The organism is Allobosea sp. 2RAB26, assembly GCF_052115465.1.
GTDB lineage: Bacteria > Pseudomonadota > Alphaproteobacteria > Rhizobiales > Beijerinckiaceae > Allobosea.
Genome location: NZ_JBFRGS010000003.1, coordinates 355937 through 378212, shown reverse-complemented (window position 1 = coordinate 378212; position 22276 = coordinate 355937). Strand labels below are relative to the sequence as shown.

Annotated in this window: 21 protein-coding genes; 11 read left to right on the top strand and 10 right to left on the bottom strand. The window is 65.3% G+C overall.

Going from position 1 to position 22276, the window contains the following annotated elements; genetic code table 11:
- Positions 1-7: 7 nt before the first annotated feature.
- Together thiD and scpA are read left to right on the top strand one after the other, a co-directional pair.
- Positions 8-832: a bifunctional hydroxymethylpyrimidine kinase/phosphomethylpyrimidine kinase gene (thiD, locus tag AB4118_RS07465; RefSeq protein WP_441489136.1), complete on the top strand. Its 825-nt coding sequence runs from the start codon at positions 8-10 to the stop codon at positions 830-832.
- Positions 829-2997 (top strand): methylmalonyl-CoA mutase, encoded by a 2169-nt coding sequence (scpA, locus tag AB4118_RS07460; RefSeq protein ID WP_441489135.1) that lies wholly within the window; start codon positions 829-831, stop codon positions 2995-2997. Before thiD ends, scpA begins: the two co-directional genes overlap by 4 nt.
- Before the next feature lie 62 nt (positions 2998-3059).
- On the opposite strand, the gene AB4118_RS07455 is transcribed toward scpA, so the two are convergent.
- From AB4118_RS07455 to AB4118_RS07435, 5 genes are all read right to left on the bottom strand, one after another.
- The gene (locus AB4118_RS07455; RefSeq protein WP_069877276.1) at positions 3060-3329 is read right to left on the bottom strand and encodes a hypothetical protein; all 270 of its coding nucleotides are present in this window, start codon (positions 3327-3329) and stop codon (positions 3060-3062) included.
- 100 nt (positions 3330-3429) lie between these two features.
- On the bottom strand, positions 3430-4218 hold the full coding sequence (locus AB4118_RS07450; protein ID WP_441489134.1) for an ABC transporter permease: 789 nt from the start codon (positions 4216-4218) through the stop codon (positions 3430-3432).
- A complete protein-coding gene (locus tag AB4118_RS07445) occupies positions 4215-5081 on the bottom strand; it encodes an ABC transporter permease subunit (protein ID WP_441489233.1) in 867 nt (288 codons plus the stop codon). The genes AB4118_RS07450 and AB4118_RS07445 overlap by 4 nt, the downstream gene beginning before the upstream one ends.
- A gap of 35 nt (positions 5082-5116) precedes the next feature.
- Complete coding sequence (locus AB4118_RS07440; protein WP_441489133.1) at positions 5117-6313, bottom strand: ABC transporter ATP-binding protein; 1197 nt, start codon at positions 6311-6313, stop codon at positions 5117-5119.
- Positions 6310-7383: a polyamine ABC transporter substrate-binding protein gene (locus tag AB4118_RS07435; RefSeq protein WP_441489232.1), complete on the bottom strand. Its 1074-nt coding sequence runs from the start codon at positions 7381-7383 to the stop codon at positions 6310-6312. The genes AB4118_RS07440 and AB4118_RS07435 overlap by 4 nt, the downstream gene beginning before the upstream one ends.
- A gap of 205 nt (positions 7384-7588) precedes the next feature.
- On the opposite strand from AB4118_RS07435, the gene AB4118_RS07430 reads away from it, so the two are divergent.
- Positions 7589-8305, top strand: coding sequence for a DUF3750 domain-containing protein (locus AB4118_RS07430; RefSeq protein WP_441489132.1), 717 nt, complete (start codon positions 7589-7591; stop codon positions 8303-8305).
- 92 nt (positions 8306-8397) lie between these two features.
- Here AB4118_RS07430 and AB4118_RS07425 read toward each other — a convergent pair whose 3' ends face one another.
- Positions 8398-9681, bottom strand: coding sequence for a cystathionine gamma-synthase family protein (locus AB4118_RS07425; RefSeq protein ID WP_069877282.1), 1284 nt, complete (start codon positions 9679-9681; stop codon positions 8398-8400).
- Positions 9682-9831: 150 nt separating this feature from the next.
- On the opposite strand from AB4118_RS07425, the gene AB4118_RS07420 reads away from it, so the two are divergent.
- Positions 9832-10290, top strand: coding sequence for an Lrp/AsnC family transcriptional regulator (locus AB4118_RS07420; RefSeq protein WP_441489131.1), 459 nt, complete (start codon positions 9832-9834; stop codon positions 10288-10290).
- Positions 10291-10293: 3 nt separating this feature from the next.
- Here the strand turns inward: AB4118_RS07420 and AB4118_RS07415 are convergent, their stop codons facing one another.
- The 3 genes from AB4118_RS07415 to AB4118_RS07405 form a co-directional block, all read right to left on the bottom strand.
- The gene (locus AB4118_RS07415) at positions 10294-11187 is read right to left on the bottom strand and encodes an alpha/beta hydrolase family protein (protein WP_441489130.1); all 894 of its coding nucleotides are present in this window, start codon (positions 11185-11187) and stop codon (positions 10294-10296) included.
- Positions 11188-11244: 57 nt separating this feature from the next.
- A complete protein-coding gene (locus AB4118_RS07410; protein ID WP_441489129.1) occupies positions 11245-12246 on the bottom strand; it encodes an alpha/beta hydrolase in 1002 nt (333 codons plus the stop codon).
- Positions 12247-12390: 144 nt separating this feature from the next.
- Positions 12391-13554 (bottom strand): alpha/beta hydrolase, encoded by a 1164-nt coding sequence (locus AB4118_RS07405; protein WP_441489128.1) that lies wholly within the window; start codon positions 13552-13554, stop codon positions 12391-12393.
- Between the two features lie 109 nt (positions 13555-13663).
- On the opposite strand from AB4118_RS07405, the gene meaB reads away from it, so the two are divergent.
- Positions 13664-14638: a methylmalonyl Co-A mutase-associated GTPase MeaB gene (meaB, locus tag AB4118_RS07400; protein WP_441489127.1), complete on the top strand. Its 975-nt coding sequence runs from the start codon at positions 13664-13666 to the stop codon at positions 14636-14638.
- A 94-nt stretch (positions 14639-14732) separates the two neighbouring features.
- A complete protein-coding gene (locus AB4118_RS07395; protein ID WP_441489126.1) occupies positions 14733-16121 on the top strand; it encodes a TIGR03808 family TAT-translocated repetitive protein in 1389 nt (462 codons plus the stop codon).
- Positions 16122-16219: 98 nt separating this feature from the next.
- Here the strand turns inward: AB4118_RS07395 and AB4118_RS07390 are convergent, their stop codons facing one another.
- Positions 16220-17221, bottom strand: coding sequence for an asparaginase (locus AB4118_RS07390; protein WP_441489125.1), 1002 nt, complete (start codon positions 17219-17221; stop codon positions 16220-16222).
- Positions 17222-17371: 150 nt separating this feature from the next.
- Between AB4118_RS07390 and AB4118_RS07385 the strand changes: the two genes are divergently transcribed.
- The 5 genes from AB4118_RS07385 (at position 17372) to AB4118_RS07365 (ending at position 22272) form a co-directional block, all read left to right on the top strand.
- Positions 17372-18196 carry an alpha/beta hydrolase gene (locus AB4118_RS07385; protein ID WP_441489124.1) on the top strand — a complete coding sequence of 275 codons (825 nt, stop codon included), beginning with the start codon at positions 17372-17374 and terminating at the stop codon, positions 18194-18196.
- Between the two features lie 50 nt (positions 18197-18246).
- Positions 18247-18483: an Lrp/AsnC ligand binding domain-containing protein gene (locus AB4118_RS07380; RefSeq protein WP_038361355.1), complete on the top strand. Its 237-nt coding sequence runs from the start codon at positions 18247-18249 to the stop codon at positions 18481-18483.
- A 144-nt stretch (positions 18484-18627) separates the two neighbouring features.
- Entirely contained in the window at positions 18628-20220 is a 1593-nt protein-coding gene (locus AB4118_RS07375; RefSeq protein ID WP_441489123.1) for an ABC transporter substrate-binding protein, read from the top strand.
- A gap of 151 nt (positions 20221-20371) precedes the next feature.
- The gene (locus tag AB4118_RS07370) at positions 20372-21349 is read left to right on the top strand and encodes an ABC transporter permease (protein WP_441489122.1); all 978 of its coding nucleotides are present in this window, start codon (positions 20372-20374) and stop codon (positions 21347-21349) included.
- Complete coding sequence (locus AB4118_RS07365) at positions 21346-22272, top strand: ABC transporter permease (protein WP_441489121.1); 927 nt, start codon at positions 21346-21348, stop codon at positions 22270-22272. The genes AB4118_RS07370 and AB4118_RS07365 overlap by 4 nt, the downstream gene beginning before the upstream one ends.
- Positions 22273-22276 lie beyond the last annotated feature (4 nt).

The window sequence follows — 22276 nt, the reverse complement described above, 5'->3', positions numbered from 1 at the left end:
CAGTGCCTTGACGCCCATCGCCCTCACCATTGCCGGCTCCGATTCCAGCGGCGGCGCCGGAATTCAGGCCGATCTCAAGACTTTTGCGGCGCATCAGGTCTATGGCGCCAGCGTCATCGTCGCGCTGACCGCGCAGAACACCACGGGCGTCACCGCCATCCACGCCGTACCGGCCAGTTTCGTCGCCCAGCAGATCGACGCCGTCTTTTCCGATCTCGACGTGGCGGCGGTGAAGATCGGCATGCTCGCCACGGCCGAACTGATCGCGACGGTTGCAGAGGGCCTGGTTCGACACAAGGCACGCAACATCGTGCTCGACCCGGTGATGGTCGCTGCTTCAGGGGCTCGTCTGCTCGAGGACAACGCCATTGACGCCATCCGCCGCCTGCTCTTCCCGCTCGCGACGCTGGTCACGCCCAACCTGCCGGAAGCAGCGGCGCTGCTTGGCTCCGCGATGGCGACAAGCGATGCGGCGATCGACGAACAGGCCGAGAGGCTGATCGGCTTCGGCGCCGAAAACGTGCTGTTGAAGGGCGGGCATGGCAGCGGCGAGACCAGCACGGATCTGTTGCTCCTGGCCGGAGGCCAGCGCCAGCGCTTCAGCGCGCCGCGCCATGATACGCGCAATACCCACGGCACCGGCTGCACGTTGTCCTCGGCGATCGCGTCCGGCCTGGCCAAGGGATTGGCGCTGCCCGAAGCGGTCGGCCAGGCGAAGACCTATATCTCGGCAGCCATCGCTGCCGCCGACCAGGTTCCGGTTGGCCATGGCCATGGACCGGTGCATCATTTCCACCATTGGTGGGACAGGACCGACGGGAGAAAGCCATGACCGCGATCCCGGATTTCACGACGCTCGCCTTCGACGATCGCACCCCGGCAGCGGCCCTGGTTCCGGCCCCGGCAATGGAGCCCTGGCTGACGCCGGAGAGCATCCCGGTCAAAGCCATCTATAACGCGGCCGACCGCGACGGGCTTGGCTTCGTCGACAGCTTGCCGGGCCTGCCGCCCTATCTGCGTGGCCCCTACCCCACCATGTATGTCAACCAGCCCTGGACCATTCGGCAATATGCCGGCTTCTCCACGGCGGAGGATTCGAACGCCTTCTACCGGCGCAATCTCGCCGCCGGGCAGAAAGGGCTCTCGGTCGCCTTCGATCTCGCGACCCATCGCGGTTATGACAGCGACCATCCGCGCGTCGGTGGCGATGTCGGCATGGCAGGCGTCGCGATCGACTCGATCTACGACATGCGGACGCTGTTCTCCGGCATCCCGCTCGATCAGATGAGCGTGTCGATGACGATGAACGGCGCGGTCCTGCCGGTTCTTGCGCTCTATATCGTCGCGGCCGAGGAACAGGGCGTGCCGGCGGCCAAGCTCTCGGGGACCATCCAGAACGACATCCTCAAGGAGTTCATGGTCCGCAACACCTATATCTACCCGCCCTCGCCCTCGATGCGGATCATCGGCGACATCTTCGCCTATACCTCGGCGAACATGCCGAAATTCAACTCGATCTCGATTTCCGGCTATCACATGCAGGAGGCGGGAGCGACGCAGGACCTGGAACTCGGCTACACGCTTGCCGATGGCGTCGAGTATATCCGCGCCGGGCAGCAGGCCGGTCTCGGCGTCGATGTCTTCGCGCCGCGGCTCTCCTTCTTCTGGGCCATCGGCATGAACTTCTTCATGGAAGTGGCAAAGCTGCGCGCGGCCAGGCTGATCTGGGCCAAGCTCGTCAAGGATTTCGGCGCCCGGAACGAGAAGTCACTGCCGCTGCGCACGCATTGCCAGACCTCCGGCTGGTCCCTGACCGCGCAGGATGTGTTCAACAACGTGCCGCGCACGATGATCGAAGCGATGGCGGCGACGCAGGGCCACACCCAGTCGCTCCACACCAATGCGCTCGACGAAGCGCTGGCGCTCCCGACCGACTTTTCCGCCCGGATCGCCCGCAATACCCAGATCCTGCTGCAGCAGGAGAGCGGCACGAGCCGGATCATCGATCCCTGGGGCGGCTCCTATTATGTCGAGCGGCTCACCGCCGAACTCGCAGCCAAGGCCTGGGGTCATATCCAGGAAGTCGAGGCTCTCGGCGGCATGGCCAAGGCGATCGAGGCGGGCATTCCGAAGCTGCGCATCGAGGAAGCAGCCGCCAAGACCCAGGCACGCATCGACGGCAAGCAGCAGTCGATCATCGGGGTCAATATCTTCAAGCCGGAGAACGAGGCCTCGATCGATGTGCTCAAGGTCGACAATGCCTCGGTTCGCACCCAGCAGCTCGACAAGCTCCGTCGTCTCAAGGCCGAGCGAAACGAAGCCGAGACACAAGCCGCGCTGACGGCGCTCACCCATGGTGCCGCCGGCGACGCCAACCTGCTCGATCTCGCGGTCAAGGCGGCCCGCGCCAAGGCGACCGTCGGCGAGATTTCCATGGCGATGGAGACAGTCTTCGGGCGGCACCGGGCCGAGATCAAGTCGATTTCCGGCGTCTACAAGCGGGAGGTCGGCATGGAAAATCCGGCGGTGACACGCGTGCAGATGATGACTGAAGCCTTCGAGGAGGCCGATGGTCGCCGGCCGCGCATCCTCGTCGCCAAGATGGGCCAGGACGGGCATGACCGCGGTCAGAAGGTGATCGCGTCGGCCTTCGCCGATCTCGGTTTCGACGTCGATATCGGACCGCTTTTCGCGACGCCGGACGAAGCCGCGCGGCAGGCCGTGGAGAACGACGTCCATATCGTCGGCGTCTCCTCGCTGGCGGCCGGGCATCTGACGCTGGTGCCAGAGCTGAAGGCGGCGCTGGGCAAGGCCGGCCGGCCCGACATCATGATCGTGGTTGGCGGCGTGATCCCGCCCCAGGATTTCGAGGCGCTGATCGAAGCCGGTGCGAGCGCGATCTTCCCGCCGGGTACCGTGATCGCCGATGCGGCCGAGAAGCTGCTCGAGGAACTCAACCAGCGGCTCGGCTACAGCCAGCGCACCGCTGCGGAATAGCAGACGGGCGCGGCTGGAAGAGCCGCGCCCGCGCCATGATCACCAGCTGTCGCTACACGAGATCAACGCCAGCCGTAGCCGTAGCTCTCGTAGTGACGAGGGCGGGCATAGCGCCGGTCGTCCTCGCCGAAGCGGCGCCACTGACGCTGTCCCCAATAGCCGTGGAACGCGGGCGGTGCCGGGCGCCAGCCATAGGCCGGGCGCTCCTGATAGCGATCCCAGCGGCCGTCAAAGGCTGCGGCGGAGCCCGTCCCCGCCAGGCTTGCCGCGCCCAGGGTCGCAGCGCCGATGATGAAGGTCGCGAGGCCGGCTGAGGCGAGTTTGCGGAACATGGTCCTGATCCTGTGTGGCGGCCCGGGCGATCCCCTTGCCTGACACCGACATTCGCAGGTTCCGTCTGAACGGCCCTTGAGGGGGCTATTCACCAGCCGTTCAAGCGCTGGCCATTTGATCGCGCTTCAGGAGCAGGGAAGCCGCAATGACGACGAGCGCGACTGCGCCGATCATGATCGTGCAGGCCGCATTGATCTCAGGAGAGACGCCCAGCCTGACTGCCGAATAGAGCCGCATCGGCAGGGTCGTCGCGCCCGGCCCGGTCGTGAAGCTGGCAATCACGAGATCGTCGAGCGAGAGCGTGAAGGCGAGCATCCAGGCGGCGGCGACCGCCGGCCAGATCAGCGGCAGGGTCACGGTCCAGAAGGTGACGACAGGAGTGGCGCCGAGATCGCGCGCCGCTTCCTCCAGCGAACGGTCGAAGCCGGCGAGCCGCGACTGCACGACAATGCAGGCGAAGCCGAGGCTGAAGGTGGCGTGGGCGATCGTGACGGTCCAGAAGCCGCGCTCTACCTGCGCCGAGACGAAGAGCAGCAACAGCGACAGGCCGGTGATCACCTCCGGCATCACCAGCGGCGCCAGCACCATGCCGGAGAACAGGGTGCGCCCGCGAAAGGCGCCATAGCGTGCGAGCGCCAGCGCGGCCAAGGTCCCGAGCGCGGTGGCGACCGTCGCCGAGACGAAAGCGAGACGGATGCTGAGCCAAGCTGCGGTGAGCAAGGGCTCATTCGCCATCAGCGCGCCATACCAATGCGTCGAGAACCCGCCCCAGACCGTCACGAGCCGCGAGGCGTTGAAGGAGTAGGCGATGAGCGCGAGGATCGGCAGGTAGAGAAAGGCGAAGCCCGCCACCAGCGCCATGATCAAGCCGGGACCGAGCCGCTTCATGCCGCCCCTCCCCGCGTCAGCCGCGCCCGCTGCAGCAAAGCGAGCGGCGCGACCAGCACGAACAGCAGGACGACCGCGACGGCGGAGGCAAGCGGCCAGTCGCGGTTCGAGAAGAATTCGCTCCAGAGCACCTTGCCGATCATCACGGTATCGGGGCCGCCGAGCAGATCGGGAATGACGAACTCGCCGACCGCCGGAATGAAGACAAGCGCCGAACCCGCCAGGATGCCGGGGATGGACAGGGGCAGCGTCACCGTCGCGAAGGCGGTCGATGCCGGGGCACCGAGGTCGGCGGCAGCCTCCAGCAGCGAGCGATCGAGCTTCTGCAGCGTCGCGAAGAGCGGCAGCACCATGAAGGGCAGATAGGAATAGACCATGCCGATCAGTACGGCGGCTTCCGTGTTGAGCAGCCGAAGCGGCTCGCTCGTGACACCCATGCCGGTCAGGACCGTGTCGAGCAGCCCGTCGGGCCGCAGGATTCCGATCCAAGCGTAGACGCGGATCAGGAAGGAGGTCCAGAACGGCAGGATGACCAGCACCAGCAGGATGCCCTGCCAGCGCCTCGGCGCACTCGCCATCGCATAGGCCAAGGGATAGCCGATCGCGAGCGCGATCAGCGTCGTCAGCGCGGCGATGCGCAGGGAGTAAAGATAGCTCTGCCAGTAGAGCGGGTCGTCGCCAAGGAGCTTGAAATTCTCGAGGTCCAGCGCGGCAATGAACTCGCCGAGCTGGGAGAAGCCCTCGAAATGCGGCGTATAGGGCGGCAGATCGGTCGCGGCGTCCGAGAACGCCATGCGCAGGACGATCGCAAAGGGCGCCAGGAAGAACAGCAGCAGCCAGAGATAGGGCACGGCCACGACCAGGCGGCCAAGCCGGCGCGCCGAAGCATTCCCCGTCCTCATGGCGGCAGGACCAGCCCGGCCTCGACATCCCAGGAGAGCCAGACCCTGTCCTCCCAGGCGAAGGGACGGTCGATCCGGCGGGTGCGGTTGGCAAGCGCAACCTTGAGCAATTGCCCGTCATCGCCGCCGACCATCACCTGCACCATGGTGAAATCGCCGAGATAGCCGATATCCCAGATCTCGCCGGCGACCTTGTTGGCCGCCTGCGCCGGCTCGTCATGGCCGAGCGTGATCTTTTCGGGCCTGAGGCCAACGAAGATCGTCTCTCCCGTGGCAAGCGAGGCCGCCTCCTCGTCGAGCTCGACCGCGCCGGCCATCGCCGTCTCGACCCGTACGATCTCGCCGGCGACGGATGTCACACGACCTTCGAGGATGTTGATGTCCCCGACGAATTCCGCGACGTAGCGGCTGGTCGGCGCCTCGTAGATCTCATCGGGCGGGCCGATCTGGACGAGCCGGCCATGGTTCATCACCGCCATGCGGTCGGCCATGGTCATCGCCTCGTCCTGGTCGTGGGTGACGACCATGAAGGTGAGGCCGAGTTCGCTCTGCAGATCCATCAGCTCGAACTGCGTCGACTCGCGCAGCTTGCGATCGAGCGCCGCCATCGGCTCGTCGAGCAGCAGGAGCTTCGGACGTTTGGCGAGCGAGCGTGCCAATGCGACGCGCTGGCGCTGGCCGCCGGACAGCTGGTCCGGGCGACGTTTCTCGAGCCCGTCGAGCTTGACCAGAGCCAGCATCTCGGCGACGCGGCGCGTGATCTCCTCGCGCGGCAGCCCTTCCCGTCTCAGGCCATAGGCGATGTTGTCGCCGACGCTGAGATGCGGGAACAGCGCATAGGACTGGAACATCATGTTGATCGGCCGGCGATGCGGCGGCACGGCGGTGATGTCGACGCCGTCGAGCAGGATCTCGCCGGCATCCGGCTGCTCGAACCCTGCCAGCATGCGCATCAATGTGGTCTTGCCGCATCCAGACGCGCCGAGCAGCGCGAAGAATTCGCGCGGGTAGAGCGCAAGCGACAGGTTGTCGACCGCCGTCACCATGTCGAAGCGCTTGGTGACATTTCGGAAGACCACCAGCGGCTCTGCCGCCGGGTCATTCCATGGCTGGAAGGCCCGGCGAACGCTGCCGGGCGAAGCCTTGCGCTTCGCCCGGAGCGGAGCCGCAGCCCCGGCATCGCGCGCGTTCATTTGCCGGTCTTGATGCGGGTCCAGAGCCGGTTGACCACCCTCTGGCTCTTCTGATCGTAGGGAGTGATCGTGTAGAGCCGGCTCATCACGGCTTCCGAGGGATAGATGCCGGGATTGTCGCGCACCGCCGCCGAAAGCAGCGGTTTTGAAGCGATATTGCCATTGGCATACTGGATGAAGTCGGAATTCTTCGCCGCCATCTCGGGCCGGTTGACGAAATCGATGAACTTCAGCGCCGCATCCGGATTGGCGGCATCCTTCGGAATGACGAAGGAATCGAACCACATCAGCGCGCCTTCCTTCGGGATGGAATAGGCGATCTCGACCTTGTTCTTGGCCTCTTCCGCCCGCTTTTTCGCCTGCAGGATGTCGCCGGAATAACCGACCGCGAGGCAGATATCGCCATTGGCGAGAGCGTTGATGTATTCCGAGGAATGGAATTTCTGGATGTGCGGGCGGATCTTGCGCAGCAATTCGCCGGCCTTGTTCAGATCCGCCTCGTTCTTCGAATCCGGATTCAGGCCGAGATAGCGCAGCGCCGCCGGGAACATCTCCTCGACCGCATCGAGGACGTGCACGCCGCAATTCGAGAGCTTCTTGAGCTGGTCGGGTTCGAACAGGATGCGCCAGGAATCGATCACCGCGTCGGGGCCGAGCCGCTCCTTGATCTTGGCGACGTTGTAGCCGATGCCGGTCGTGCCCCACATGTAGTTCACGGCAAACTTGTTGCCGGGATCATATTTCGCGAGACGCTGCTGGATCTCGGGCCAGGCGTTCTTCAGGTTCGGAACCTTGGCCGTGTCGATCGGCGTGTAGAGATTGAGCGGGATATGGCGCGGCAGGAACGAGGCCGTGACCACGATCAGGTCATAGCCGGTCTTGCCCGCGAGCAACTTGGTCTCGACCGTCTCCATCTGGTCGAAGGTGTCGTAGACGACGGTGATGCCGGTTTCCTTCTTGAAGGCATCGAGCACCTCCGGATCGACATAGTCCGACCAGTTGAAAATGCGCAGCTGCTTGTCCTGCGCGCTAGCGGCCGTGCCCGAAACCAGCGCCCATCCAAGCGCCATGGCTGTCGCAAGGCCCTTCAGCCCCCGTACCGATGAACCCAATCTGCCCCTCCTTAGCGGGTGAATCTCCACCCGGCGCGCGGCACGCTATCAGCTTGCAGCGAAGCCTCAACCACCTTTTCGTGAAGTCATGTCGCAGTGTCTTTTCTTGCGATGCCGCAATCGGGCTCACTATCGTCCTGCGATGCATCATCTGCGCCGCGTCTTGACTCTCTTTGTCGTCCTTTTCCTGCTGCCCGTCGCAACGCATGCGGCCTGGTGGCAGCTGCAGCCGCTCGCCGCCGACTGGCGCCGGGCGGACTGGTCCAGCGCCAGGCTCCTGCCGGCCGCAGCGACCGTGCCCGAGGCGACGATCCATGTCTTCGCCGCCCGCGTCGGACGCTGGCGCGGGATCTTCGCGCATCATTCCTGGCTGGTGGTCAAGGAGGCGGGCGCGAGCGCCTATACGCGCTTCGATGTCGTCGGCTGGGGCAATCCGGTGCGCATCAACCATCGCGAGGCCGATGGCCGCTGGTTCGGCAACGTGCCGGAGCTGGTGACGGAGGTGAAGGGCGACGCAGCCGAGGCGCTGATTCCGCGCATTCGCGCTGCCGTGCAGAGCTATGCCTACAGTACGTCAGGCAGCTATTCCGCCTGGCCGGGGCCCAATTCGAACAGCTTCGTGCAGCACGTGCTCGCCGAGATTCCCGAACTCGCCCATGCCCTGCCGCCAACGGCGATCGGGAAGGATTGGCGCGATGACGGCTTGTTTCTCGGCATGGCGCCGAGCCGCACCGGCATCCAGGTCTCGCTCTTCGGGGTCGCCGGCATCACGCTGGCCTGGGTCGAAGGCGTCGAGGTCAACCTGCTCGGGCTCGTCACCGGATTCGACATCCGCCAGCCGGCACTGAAGCTGCCGGGCTGGGGAAGAGTGGGCGTCTAGGCGCGCTCGGCATGCCGCGCCAAATCAGAGGCCGAATGCCCGTAAATGGCAAGCAGGGATGGCCGGTTCGACACCGGCCATGAAGCTCCCGCTCAGACCGCCTCGAAGGCCTGCGCCAGATCCGAGATCAGATCCTCGATATTCTCGATGCCGACCGAGATGCGGATCAGCGCATCGGTGAGGCCGATCTCCTCGCGCAACTCGCGGGCGACACCCGAATGGGTCATCGCGGCGGGATGCGAGACGAGCGTCTCCGTGCCACCGAGGCTGACCGCGAGCTTCATGATCTGGAGATTGTCGAGCAGCGCGAACGCTTCCTTCTCGCCCCCTTTGACGTCGAAGGAGAAGGTCGAGCCCGGCGCCGAGCACTGCTTGTCGAAGACCGGCTTGCGCGGATCGCCGTCCTTCAGATCGCCAAGGTAATGCAGCTTGGCAACCTTGGGATGGCCCGCGAGATATTCTGCCACCAGCCGGGCGTTCTCGTTGGCGCGGCTCATGCGGATGTCGAGCGTCTCCAGCGAACGCATCAGCATCCAGCAGGAATTCGGATCAAGCTGCGTGCCGAGCGACGAGCGCCAGCCCTTGACCTGGCGGACGAGCGCATCCTTGCCGCTGATCGAGCCGCCGACGAGATCGCTATGCCCGCCGACATATTTGGTGAGCGACAGCAGCGAGAGATCGGCGCCATGCTGCAGCGGCTTCTGGAATTTCGGGCCGAGCATGGTGTTGTCGACCACCACGGGCGGGCGATGCCCCTGGGACTTCTCGAGCTCGTCGGCGATCATCGCGCAGGCTGCGAGATCGACCAGCCCATTGGTCGGGTTGGCCGGCGTCTCGACCAGGATCATCCCGACGCGCCCCTTGGCGGCGGCGGCCTTGGCGGTCGCACGCATCTGCGCGACATCGACGCCGTCGGTGAAGCCGAACGGCGTCACCCCGAAAGCACCCATCTGGTTCTTCAGCAGCGTCTCGGTGCCGCCATAGAGCGGCCGGCTGTGGATGACGGTGTCTCCGGGGCGCAGGAAGGCGAAGCAGGTCGTTGCGATGGCCGCCATGCCGCTGGCGAAGACCGCGCAGCGTTCGGCCTCGTCCCAGATTGCCAGGCGATCCTCGAGGATCTCCATGTTCGGATGGTTGAAGCGCGAATAGACCAGGCCGGACTTCTCGCCGGGCTTGAGCTGGCGGCGCCCCGAGGTGAGGTCGAAGAAATCCTTGCCCTGCTGCGCGCTCTCGAAAACGAAGGTCGAGGTCAGGAAGACCGGCGGCTTGAGCGAACCCTCCGACATCGCCGGCGAGTAGCCATAGCCCATCATCAGCGTCTCGGGATGGAGCTTGCGGTTGGCGATGCGGTCCTTGTGATAATTGTCCTGGCTCATCGCACTCTCCTCTGCCGGTCAGGCTGCCGACCTTGCGGCACCAGAAAGGCAGGTTAGGCCGATCCGCGCGGCATTGCATGAATGATCCCGTCGGGATTACATCCCGTTTGCGCATCTTCCTGCTCAGATATCGAATTCGAGGAGCATCTTATGCTCGATACGACAGACCGCCGTATGCTTGCCGTGCTGCAGGAGGACGGACGCATCACCAATCAGGACCTGTCACAGAAAATCGGCCTGTCGCCGACGCCCTGCCTGCGCCGGCTGAAGCGACTGGAAGAGACGGGCGTGATCAGGGGCTATGCCGCGGTCGTCGATCCCAAGGCCTATGGCCTACCCTTCAGCGTCTTTGTCTCGATCCGCCTGAGCCAGCAGACCCAGGAGCATATCAGCGAGTTCGAGAAGGCCGTCGAGAGCTGGAACGAGGTCGCCGAGTGCTACCTGATGACCGGGTCTCAGGATTACCTTTTGCGGGTGCTGACGGACGGGATCGAGGGCTATGAGCGCTTCCTGAAGCAGAAGATCACGCGGCTGAAATGCATCCACTCGGTCGAATCCAATTTCGCGATGGCGACTATCAAGAAGCGCAACGGCCTGCCACCGCTCTGAGCCCTATCTGCCGCCAAACAGCGCCTGCGCCGCCGCATTCGCCATCTTCCCCTGCTCGTGTCCGACGCCCGGCACGACGATTTCGCGCCATGGGCTGGCAACACCGAGGCGCTTGGCTTCTGCGGCTGCAACTCGCGTGAAATTCTCTCCACGCGCGAAGCGGTTGGGGCCTTGCGCCTCTGCGCCCCTGGACTTGTTGAGTTGCGGGTGGCCCGAGTCGGTATCCTGGTCGCCCAGCATGATCAGCGTCGGTTTGGCGAGGGCGGCCTTCGTGCTCGCCTCGGTCGCCGGCGTGCCGTCGAGCGAATAGGGGTAGCTGAAGCCGCCGGCCGCCTCTTTGCCGACAGGCAATGTGCAGTAGCCGGCGTTGGCGGTGACCGCTGTCGAGAACCGCGCCTCCGGCATCAGGATCGCCATGCGGTGGACGAACTGCGCCCCGGCTGAATGGCCAAACAGCACATAGCCCGTGTCCGTGACACGACTGCTCTTCAAGGCCTGGTCATAGAAGCGCTCGATGACCGAGTAGACCCATTTCGCCCGGTCCGGCTCCCCCTGGACTCCGCCCTGCTGATAGAGGCGTGTCGGAAAGCGCTCCTTGTCGAAATGCGGGGCGGCAATGATCAGGCCGTGCCGGTCTGCCGCCTCGACCCAGCTGTCGCGCGCCGACGCGGCGTTGCGCAGCAGTCCGTGCAGCGAGATCACCAGTGGGCAACGCTTGTCGGCGCAGGCCTGCGGCACATAGGTCTCGATGTTGATGGTCTCGGTACCGGTGGGCGAAACGTCCTCATGCAGGACATGCGAGCGCCCGGCTTCCTGGAACGGGGTCAGGTCATGCGCCTGCCCGGCCAGAGGCATGAGCACAAGCAGGCACGCAGCGCGCAACAACACTCGTGGCATCGGCGTCTCCCTGAAGGCAGCGCGATGCTGCCCCCAAGACGAACCGCTCCGCAAGCCTCAGGAGCCTGTACGGTCCATGGCGCGCCGCACCACCTGCGTCACTTCGCTGTCCGTCAGGAACAGATCATGCCTCAGCATGCTCCAGCCGCGGCCGGAAGTGTCGGCGACACGCACGCCCAGAGCCTCGAGCCGCGAGCGCTCGGCCGCGCCGGCCCGCGCCACGCCACCGGCGATACGCGAGGAGATGGCGAGGGCCCTGTCATCGGGGTCGATGATCAGGGTCATGCGCTGGGCAAGCGGACCCAGCCGCGAGACCGTCTGCTCGAACGCGTCGATGTCGATATCGGGCGATGCGAAGACGATCGAGCCGATCTGCGAGGAGACGTCGGCGGAGTCCCGGAGCTCCCGCAGGCCTTCCAGCGTCAGGAATGTGCCCATCGAATGCGCGACGATGTGGATGCGCCCCACGGTCGGGTTGGCGACGAGGGCGCGCAAGGCCTGGACGAAGCCCTCGCGCGACCACAGCGCGCTCTCGCGGTCATAGCCGTAGTCGAAGAGCTTGCCGCCGGAGGGCCAGGTGAAGAGCGCGGTGCGCCCCTGGAACTTCAGCGCATGCGAAAGCTGCCCGGCGCTGCGGGCGGCGGATTCGAATGTCTCGTTATAGCCGTGGACGTAGAGCAGCACGTCACGCCCGGTCGCAGCCTCGCCGAAGGCACGGGCCGCATTGGTCGAGGTCCGGTTGCTGACACCGACGACGCGCCAGTCGCTGCCGACGGTCGCCGCGACAACCCCGCGTCCCGGAGGGGAAAGCCGCGCTTCGGCGAAACTCAGGCCCGTGCCGCGATCCGGCCCGAAGAACGGCTCGCGGTCACCGAGAGACTTTCGCGTGGTCGCGACCAGGAGCACCGGCTCTCTGCCGAAAGGGGACGACTCCGCATGGGCCGTTTCCGAGAATGGCGAGATCGCCGCCTCTGTCTGCGCGCAGGCCGACAATGCGAGCGAAAGCAGCGCTGCAAGCGCAACGAAGCGACGGGAAGGGGCGTGCCGCGCAGCGGACATGGGCGATCGAGAATTCCAGTGTTGCAGGAATGCGGGCGGAAATGGCCAGCCCGGCCTTAAGGCCAAGCTAACGCGGCCATAATGGGGCAACCTTGCAGCAATCTTCGCGCAAGGCTCGCGCGTGTCCCTGGTGCAACAGCCGCTCTATTGCTGGATAATTGCAGCCGGGGCCGTGACCACGAGCTCCAGCGTGCCGCCGACGGTGCCGACCACGCCGCCGGCGATATCGCCCAGGCGATCGCCGAATTGAGGGCCGCGCATTGCGATTCCCCTGTCCGCCTGCAGCCGCTTGCCGATCATCTGGACGACCTTGGGTGAGGCGGCGAACTTGCCGTGGTTGAGACTGTCGCTGGTCGAGACTTCGGACAGATCGATGATATCGACCCCGGATTTCGCCAGCTCCGCGACCGTATCCTTGTCGCTCGCGGAGATCGCCCCCAGGCGCTTCTTGTCGCCGGCGAAGCGGCGCGAAAATTCGAGCGCCTTGTCGTCGGCCGAGACAAAGACCGTCACCGGCGTCTTGATCTCGCGCATCACCGTCTTGAACACATCGAGATCAACATCGGGCGCAGCCAGCATGACGTCGCGGAGCTTTCCGCCGAAATTGCCGTCGCCGCGAATGGATGCCTGCCGCAGGGTTTCCAGCGTCAGCTGCGTTCCCATGGAATGGGCGAGAATGTCGATGCGGCTCGGACCGAGGTCTTTGGCGATCGCGCGCAGGTTCATCTCGAGGAAATCGCGGGAATAGAAGGCGCTTTCTCGGTCGTAAGGGTAGGCCAATAGCTGCCCGCGCGAGGGCCACGTGAACAGCACCGGCACGCCCTTGAAATCCGAGTCATGGACGATCTGGGCGAAACGATAGGCCGCGTCGGCAAAGCTCGTGTTGTAGCCGTGAACGAAGACGAGGACCTCGCGCTCCTTTGCCGGCCTTGCCGCGATCTCGCGCCGGACGCGCGCGACAATCGGGGAGAGGTCGATCCGCTCCACCGAAGTCACCGCGAAATGCTCGGCCGGGTTGGTCTTGCCGTAGCTGCCGGGAAGCTCGAGCTCACCCGACTTGTGCGCCTTCGGCACCGAGATATCGATCTTGGCGAAGGAGAGGTGCCGTCCCCGTTCTCCGGTGAAGTATTGCGGTTCCGCTCCCATCTCACGGGTCGAGGCCACGAAAACCCGCACGGTCCCGACGATATCGGCTGGATTGACGCTGGTGAGCGACAGGTCTCTGGGCGGGCCGCCGCATGCCGCGAGGCCAAGTGGAGCCAGCAAGGCCAGCGCAATCAATCGAACCCGGAACGCCGCACGCATCATGACCGATCTCGTCTCATTGACGTTGCGGATGTTCAAGAGGCGCGGATGACACAGTGATGACCGAACTCGCGGCTTGTCGCCCGAGGCCAAGGCTTGCTAGGTGCCTGTCATGGCTGACGTCTCCACCCTCGCCGATGCAATTCTCTCCGGTGAACGGGCGGCCCTGGCGCGTGCCATCACGCTCGTGGAATCCCGCCGGGCCGATCATCGCAGGCAGGCCCATGCACTGATCCAGCAGGTGCTGCCGCACACCGGAAAATCGATCCGGGTCGGCATCACCGGCGTTCCCGGGGTCGGCAAGTCGACCACCATCGATGCACTCGGCACCTACCTGACAGGGCTCGGTCACAAGGTCGCCGTGCTGGCGGTCGATCCATCCTCGACGCGGAGCGGCGGTTCGATCCTGGGTGACAAGACGCGGATGGCCCGCCTTGCCATCGACCCCAGCGCCTATATCCGCCCCTCCCCGTCTTCCGGCACGCTCGGTGGCGTCGGAGCCAAGACGCGCGAAACGATGCTGCTCTGCGAGGCCGCCGGCTTCGACGTCATCCTGGTCGAGACGGTGGGCGTCGGCCAGTCGGAGACCGCGGTCGCCGATCTCACCGATTTCTTTCTCGTGCTGATGCTGCCCAACGCCGGCGACGAATTGCAGGGCATCAAGAAGGGCATCATCGAGCTCGCCGACATGATTGCCGTCAACAAGGCGGACGGTGCCGGAGCCGTGGCGGCGAAGGCCGCAGCGGCGCAGTACCGCGCGGCCCTGCACATTCTCGCCCCCGTATCGAGCGTCTGGTCCACTCCGGTGGTGACGGTCTCGGGGCTGACGGGCGATGGGCTCGACGCGCTCTGGGCGAAGGTCGAGGATCATCGCCAGCGGATGGGTGCGAGGAATCTGATCCAGGAGAAGCGTCGCCAGCAGGACGTCAAATGGATGTGGGCCATGGTCGAAGACCGCCTGCGCGCCAGGCTCCGGCATGATCCCGTCCTCAAGGCACGAACCCCCGCGCTTGAAGCAGCCGTAGGGGCAGGAGAACTCAACCCCACCCTGGCGGCCGACGAGATCGCGCGGGCGCTCGGCCTTTGAGGTGAGTGATCGCGACGGATGGGGCTGGCCGGCCGGCGCGCGGGCCTGAAACGGTACAACCAGGCCGGCACGCGGCTTGTACGCCTGCGGCGTCATGGAGGCCCTCATGGCGATTTCTCGACGTTCCCTGCTCGCCGCGACCTTTTTTGGGACAGCAGGATCCGTTGCTCCGGCGGCAGCGCAGCAGGCAATGCGGAGCGAACCGGTGCGCGCGCTCGGTCAGCTCGGACTGGAGGCCACTCATTTCGGACTTCGCCCCGGCTCCGCCGACGATCAGTCGCGGCCACTTCAGAATGCGCTCGCGGAAGCGGCCAGGCGCGGCGCGCCCTTGCTGCTGCCGCCGGGGCGCTACCGCGTGTCCAACGTCATCCTGCCCGAGGGCTCACGGCTGGTCGGTGTCCCCGGCGCCACGCAGCTCGTCGCGGCGCAAGCAGGCCCGCTGCTCATCGCCCGCCGCATCAAGCGCACGGCGCTGACAGGGCTCAGTCTCGACGGGCTCGACATCCGCGCCAGCGAGCGAGCCGGACTTGTGGCAGCCGAGGAGGTCCTGGAGCTCACCCTGAATGAATGCGAGTTCGCCAATGCGGGCTCGGTCGGCCTGACCCTGAGCCGAACGGCGGGGCGGATCCAGGCCAGCAGGTTTCGCAGCATGCGCGAATCGGCGCTGTTCTCGCTCGATTCGCGCGGGCTTTCGATCGAAGGCAACCAGATCGAGGATTGCGGCAATAACGGCATCCAGATCTGGCGCAGCCAGGCGGGCGACGATCAGTCGCTCATTCGCGGCAACCGGATGAATCGCATCCGTTCGGATTCCGGCGGCGACGGGCCCAATGGCAACGGCATCAGCCTGTTCCGCGCCGGCGGTGTCATCATCGAGAGCAACAGCCTGCGCGACTGCGCGCTGACCTTCATCCGGAACAACTCCGGTTCGACGGTGCAGATCATCGGCAACCAGGGCAAGCGCTGCGGCGAGACCGCGCTCTATTCGGAATTCGCCTTCGAGGGCGCCATCATCAGCGGCAATCTGCTGGAGGATTGTGCCATGGGCATAAGCGTCACCAATCTCGACCATGGCGGGCGGCTCGCCGTCGTCGCCAACAACATCATCCGCAACGCCCAGAAAGGTTATGCCCCGAAAGGCAAGGAGCCGGTCGGGGGCATGGGCGTGCATGTCGAGGCGGAGGCCACCGTGACAGGCAATGTCGTGGAGAATGCCAGCGATGTCGGCATCGCGCTCGGCTGGTCCTGGGCCATGCGCAACCTCGCGGCCACCGGCAATATCGTCCGCAAGACCGGGATCGGCATATCGGTCTCGCTGGTGCCGAAGGAACGCAACGCCCTGATCGCCAACAATGTCATTGCGGACGCGAAGCTCGGTGCCGTCCTCGGCACCGAATTCGGCAAGATCGTCACTGGCGACCTGACGCAAGGCGCCGACAAGCGGGCGACCGGCATCCGTGTCGAGAACAACGCGGTGAGCTGAAGCACCGGCCCGAAGGTGGGTAGCGGTCCTTCGGGAAAGCGGAAGGAAATCACAAAAGGTTAGACGATCGGACCGGATACGGTATCCGGTCCGATGATTTAGGCGCTGGCTGCCGCCCTCACCCGCCCGACCTCGATGCCGTTCCAGTTCTTCAGGACGCTTTCGCGCAGCGGCGCAAAGCTCGCCGCTTCCGTCTCGCTCATCGGCAGGAAGCGCGCGATCAGCGAGGCCATCACCACCTCGGCCGCGCGCCCTGCCCCGTCATCGCATTTCAGCGCAATGCCCAGCCCGAGTTCCGGAATCGCGCCGCAATAGACGCCTTCCGCGCCGGTCTTAATGAAGATGCGCTCGCGCAGGAGTTCCATCGCGCGCGTGTCGAACCGGCCGGTTCCCGCGACCATGAAGGGGTGAGCAGCGACCGCCTTGCGGATGCGCAGTGCGGCCTCGGCGCGCTTCGGCCCAAGCCCGTGGCCGGAGCCGAGACGGGCGAAGCCCAGCGCCAGCGACGTCAGCGGCACGGCATAGGTCGGAATCGAGCAGCCGTCGGTGCCCATGAGATCGGCGGAGTGGGCCGCGCCTGTCACCTCTTCGAGCGCGCCGCGCACCGCCTTCTGGACGGCGTGGCCGGCCTTCACGTAGCCGGTCGGGTCCTCATCCAGGCCGCAGGAGAGGCAGACGAAACCGGCATGCTTGCCCGAACAGTTGTTGTTGAGAGCGGTCGGTTCCTGGCCTGCCTTGGAGATGGCGCGCGCCGCAGCCTCGTTCATCGGCCAATGCGCACCGCATTCGAGGCAACCGGCATCGCGACCGGCTTTCTTCAGCATGCCGAGCGAGGTTTCGGCATGAGCCGGCTCGCCGGAATGCGAGGCGACGGCAAGCGCGATCTCGGCTTCGGTCAAACCGTAGCGGTCGGCAGCGCCGCTCTCGAACAGCGGCAAGGCCTGGATCGCCTTCACCGCCGAGCGCGGGAACACGGGGCGCTCGACATCCCCCAGCGAAAGCACCACAGCGCCGTCCGCATCGACCACGATTGCAGCGCCGCGATGGCGCGATTCGACGACGGCGCCGCGCATCACCTCGGCAAGAACGGGGTTTTCCATAACGATCTCCAGGCTCGCAGAGGCCATGCACATGGTGCCCAGCCTTGTGGCGTTTGCGTCTCGACCTGTCAAAAGCCATAGCGCAGACTGGCGTGGCCTGCGATTCAGGACGTGGTCCGCAGCCGCAGAGCCGGAGAAGCCGAGCCAGCCATGTCGACGGATTACGAGACAGAATACAATAACCGCGCCCGCGTGCCGGAGCATCCCGGAATCATTGCCGGCTGGCAGGCGGACGCCGCGGCCTATCGCGGTATCGCGGTCAGCGAACTCGGCATCTCCTATGGCCCGGGCGAGCGGCAACATTACGACCTGTTCAAGCCCGAGGCGGTCAAGGGCAACGCCATCGTGCTCTTCATCCATGGCGGCTACTGGCAGGCGCTCGACCGTTCCTATTTCTCGCATATGGCGCGCGGCGTGAACCGGCTCGGCGTCCCCATGGCGGTCGCGGGCTACGATCTCTGCCCACAGGTCGAGCTCGGCCACATCGTCTGGGAGCTGCAGCAGGCGGCGGCGGCCCTCTGGCGGCAGTTCAACCGACCGATCGTCGCATCGGGCCATTCGGCCGGCGGCCATCTCGCCGCCTGCCTGCTCGCCACCGACTGGAAGAATGTCGACCCCGACCTGCCGGACCAGCTGGTGCCGGCAGCCTATGGCATCTCCGGCCTCTACAACCTGAAGCCCCTGACCGAGACGAGCATCAACAAGGCGCTCGGACTCGACATGGAATCGGCCGAGCGGGAGAGCCCATTGTTCTGGCCGGCCCCCTCGGGATTGCTGATGGACGCCGTGGTCGGCGGGGCCGAGAGCGATGAATACCTGAAGCAGAGCCGCCGCATCACCGATGTCTGGGGCCTGGAAGGCGTCAGGACGCACTATGGCGAGATCGACAGCGCGAACCATTTCACCGTCCTTGCCGATCTTCCCGACCCCGAAAGCGCAATGAGCAAGCGCCTCGCCGAACTCGCAGGCGCTTGATCTTCCGGCGCGAGGCTCTATCCAGAGGGACAGGATTTTCGGAGCGCGTGATGCAGACCTTCTTCGTCGAGATCAAATGCAAGCTCGGCAAGACCTATGAGGTCGCCAGCGAACTCGCCGATCGCGAGATCGCCTCGGAGATTTATTCGACCGCCGGCAATTACGACATCCTGGCCAAGTTCCACGTCGCCGCGGATGTCGATATCGGCCATTTCGTAGCGCAGAAGGTGCAGTCGATCCCCGAGATCGCCGACACGCACACGATCATCACCTTCAAGGCGTTCTGAGGCCCTTTACCGACCTCATCCTGCCACGTGCAGGCATGCTCCGGCCCTACGAATCCGTGGAGAAGGACATTCTCCACGCGGAGGCTGCTGGCCATGCCGACACCGATCCGCCAAAATATCCACTGAACTCGGGAGGTTCTTTCAATGAGAAACGTCGCTACATTCGCCAGCCGCGCCGCCATGGCCGCGGCGCTGTCTCTGGTCGCGGGTGGCGCTGTCGCGCAGGAATTGCGCATCGGCATCTCGGCCGAGCCGAGCGCGATGGACCCGCACTATCACAACCTGACCCCCAACAACATGCTGGCCCGGCACATCTACGAGCCGCTGGTCGGCCAGGACGCCTCGCAGCGGCTGGTGCCCAGCCTCGCCGAAAGCTGGAAGGCGATCGACGACACGACCTGGGAGTTCAAGCTCCGCCAGAACGTCAAGTTCCATGACGGCTCGCCCTTCACCGCCGACGACGTGCTCGCGACGTTCCAGCGCGCGCCGAACGTGCCCAAGAGCCCCTCGAGCTTCTCGGCCTATGTCCGCGGCAAGGAGATCAGCAAGGTCGACGACTACACGATCCGCATCAAGACCGCCGCGCCGGCGCCGCTGGTGCCGACCGATCTTTCGACCTTCGGCGTCATCTCCGCCAAGTGCAAGGACACCACCACCGAGGAATTCAACGCCGGCAAATGCGCGGCGGGCGGCACCGGCCCCTACAAGCAGGCCGAGTTCGTCTCGGGCGACCGCGTCGTCATGACCGCCAATGACAGCTGGTGGGGCGGCAGCAAGGATCTCTGGAAGAAGGTGACGTTCCGTATCGTCACTTCGGCGCCCACCCGGGTCGCGGCCCTGCTCGCCGGCGATGTCGACATGATCGAAGCCGTTCCGACCTCGGATGTCGCCAAGCTCAAGGGCGACAAGAACCTGAACGTCGTCAGCCAGGTCTCGAACCGCGTGGTCTATTTCCACATGGACCATTTCCGCGACATCTCGCCCTTCATCAAGGGCAAGGACGGCTCCGAGATCAAGAATCCGCTGAGGGATGTCCGCGTCCGCAAGGCGCTGTCGATGGCGATCAATCGGCCGGGCATCGTCGAGCGCATCATGGAGAAGGAGGCGATCCCCGCCGGCCAGCTCCTGCCCGATTCATTCTTCGGCACCTCCAAGAACCTGAAGCCGGTCGCCTTCGATCTCGCCGGCGCCAAGAAGCTGCTGGCCGAGGCCGGGTACCCGAGCGGCTTCAAGATGAAGATGCACGGGCCGAACGGGCGCTACACCAACGACACCAAGATCATCGAGGCCGTCGCCCAGATGTTCGCGCGACTCGGCATCGAGACCGAGGTCGAGACGCTGCCCCCGGCCAACTTCTTCACCCGCGCTTCGCAGGGCGCAGCGGGCAATGTACCGGAATTCTCCTTCATCCTCGTCGGCTGGGCGGCCGGAACGGGCGAGTCCTCGGACTCGCTCAAGGCGCTGCTTGCGACCTTCAACCCGCAGAAGGGCATGGGAGCGACAAATCGCGGCCGCTACTCCAACCCGGCCTTCGACGCGAAGGTCGAGGAAGGCCTGCGCACGGTCGACGACAAGAAGCGCGATGCCATCTTCGGCGAGGCGATGGAGATCGGCATGAACGATGTCGGGCTGATCCCGACACATTTCCAGCTCAACACCTGGGCTGCCCGCAAGGGCTTCAAGGTCGAGCCGCGCTCCGACGAGTACACGCTCGCGACCTCCGTCACCAAGCAGTGACCGCGTCGGCGGATTGACGTCGTTCCCGGGCTCAGGCCCGGGAACCTCTCGCCGATGACCGCTGGTCACCGAAGGGTCGGAGCAAACCCGGCCACGCTGTTTTGAGCGCTGCGTTCGCGCACACCATCCCGCTCGCGAAGGAACCAACCCGATGGCTGCCTTCATCCTTCGTCGCCTGGCGCAGGCCCTCTTCGTCATCGGCGCGATGCTGGTCATCGTCTTCTTCGGCGTGAACGTCGTCGGCGACCCGATCTACATGCTCGTCTCGCCGGAGATGAACCAGGAGCAGATCGCCGAAACGGCCCGCTCGCTCGGCCTCGACCGACCGATCTGGGAACAGTTCCTGATCTTCCTGAAGAATGCCATGCAAGGCGATCTCGGCCGCTCCTTCGTGCATGGCGAGTCCGCGATCAAGCTCATCCTGTCGCGCATGCCGGCGACGCTGGAACTCGCCCTTGTCGCGCTTTTCATGGCGATCGTGATCGGGCTGCCGCTTGGCCTCTATGCGGGGCTGAAACCGGAGAGCAAGGCCTCGCGCGCGATCATGGCGATCTCGATCCTCGGCTTCTCGCTGCCGACATTCTGGGTCGGGCTGATGCTGATCCTCGCCTTTGCCGTCGGATTGGGCTGGTTCCCCGCCACGGGCCGGGGCGAAACCGTCTCCGTCTTCGGCATCGAGACTTCGCTGCTGACGCTCGACGGCTGGCAGCATGTGGCCCTGCCGGCGCTGAACCTCGCACTGCTCAAGATCTCGCTTGTCATCCGCCTGGCACGGGCCGGGGCACGCGAGGCGGCCCTGATGGACTATGTCAAATTCGCCCGTGCCAAGGGCCTTTCGCAGTGTCGGATCATCGGCGTCCACATCCTGAAGAACATCATGATCCCGATCGTCACCGTGCTCGGGCTCGAATTCGGCTCGCTCGTCGCCTTTTCCGTCGTGACGGAGACGATCTTCGCCTGGCCCGGCATGGGCCGCCTCCTGCTGGAGGCGATCACCCGGCTCGATCGACCGGTCATCGTCGCCTATGTCATGGTTGTCGTCGTGCTGTTCGTGACGATCAACCTGCTGGTCGATCTCGTTTATTCCGCGCTCGATCCGCGCGTCCGCCTGACGGAGGCCAGCACGTGAGCGAGACCAGTCTGCCCACGGTCACGACGACCCCGACCGCGCCGGCCAGGGAAGAGACGCCGCTGCGGCGCTTCGTCCGCAGCTTCATCGAGGATCGCGTTGCGCTGATCGGCCTCCTGGTCTTCGCGACGATCGTGCTGCTGGCGCTCGCCGCGCCGCTGATCGCCCCGCAAAACCCCTATGACCTCGCGGCGGTTGATGTGATGGACTCCCGCCAGCCGCCAGGCGCCGTGGCCGGCGAGGGCTTTACGATGTGGCTGGGCTCCGACGGTGTCGGCCGCGATCTGCTCTCCGGCATTCTCTACGGCCTGCGCATTTCGCTGATGGTGGGGGCCTTCTCCGGGCTGATCGCCGCGACCGTCGGCATGACCGTCGGACTGATCGCCGCCTATGCCGGCGGCAAGGTCGAGACCGTGATCATGCGGCTCGTCGACCTGCAACTATCGCTGCCCTCGGTCCTCGTCGCGCTGATCCTGGTCGCTGCGCTCGGCAAGGGCGTCGACAAGATCATCATTGCCCTCGTCATCGTGCAATGGGCCTATTACGCCCGCACCGTCCGCGGCTCCGCGCTGGTCGAGCGCCGCAAGGAATATGTCGAAGCGGCGCAGTCGCTCGGCCTCTCCCATGCGCGCACCGTCTTCCGCCATATCCTGCCGAACTGCCTCGCCCCGGTCATCGTGATCGCGACCGTGCAGACCGCGCATGCGATCTCGCTGGAGGCGACGCTCTCGTTCCTCGGAGTCGGCCTGCCGCAGACGGAGCCCTCGCTCGGCGTGCTGATCGCCAACGGGTTCCAGTACATGATCTCGGGCAGCTACTGGATCTCGGTCTTCCCCGGCCTCGCCTTGCTCATGACCATCGTCTCGATCAACCTGGTCGGCGACAGGTTGCGCGACGTGTTGAACCCGCGCCTGGAGAAGTGAAGCC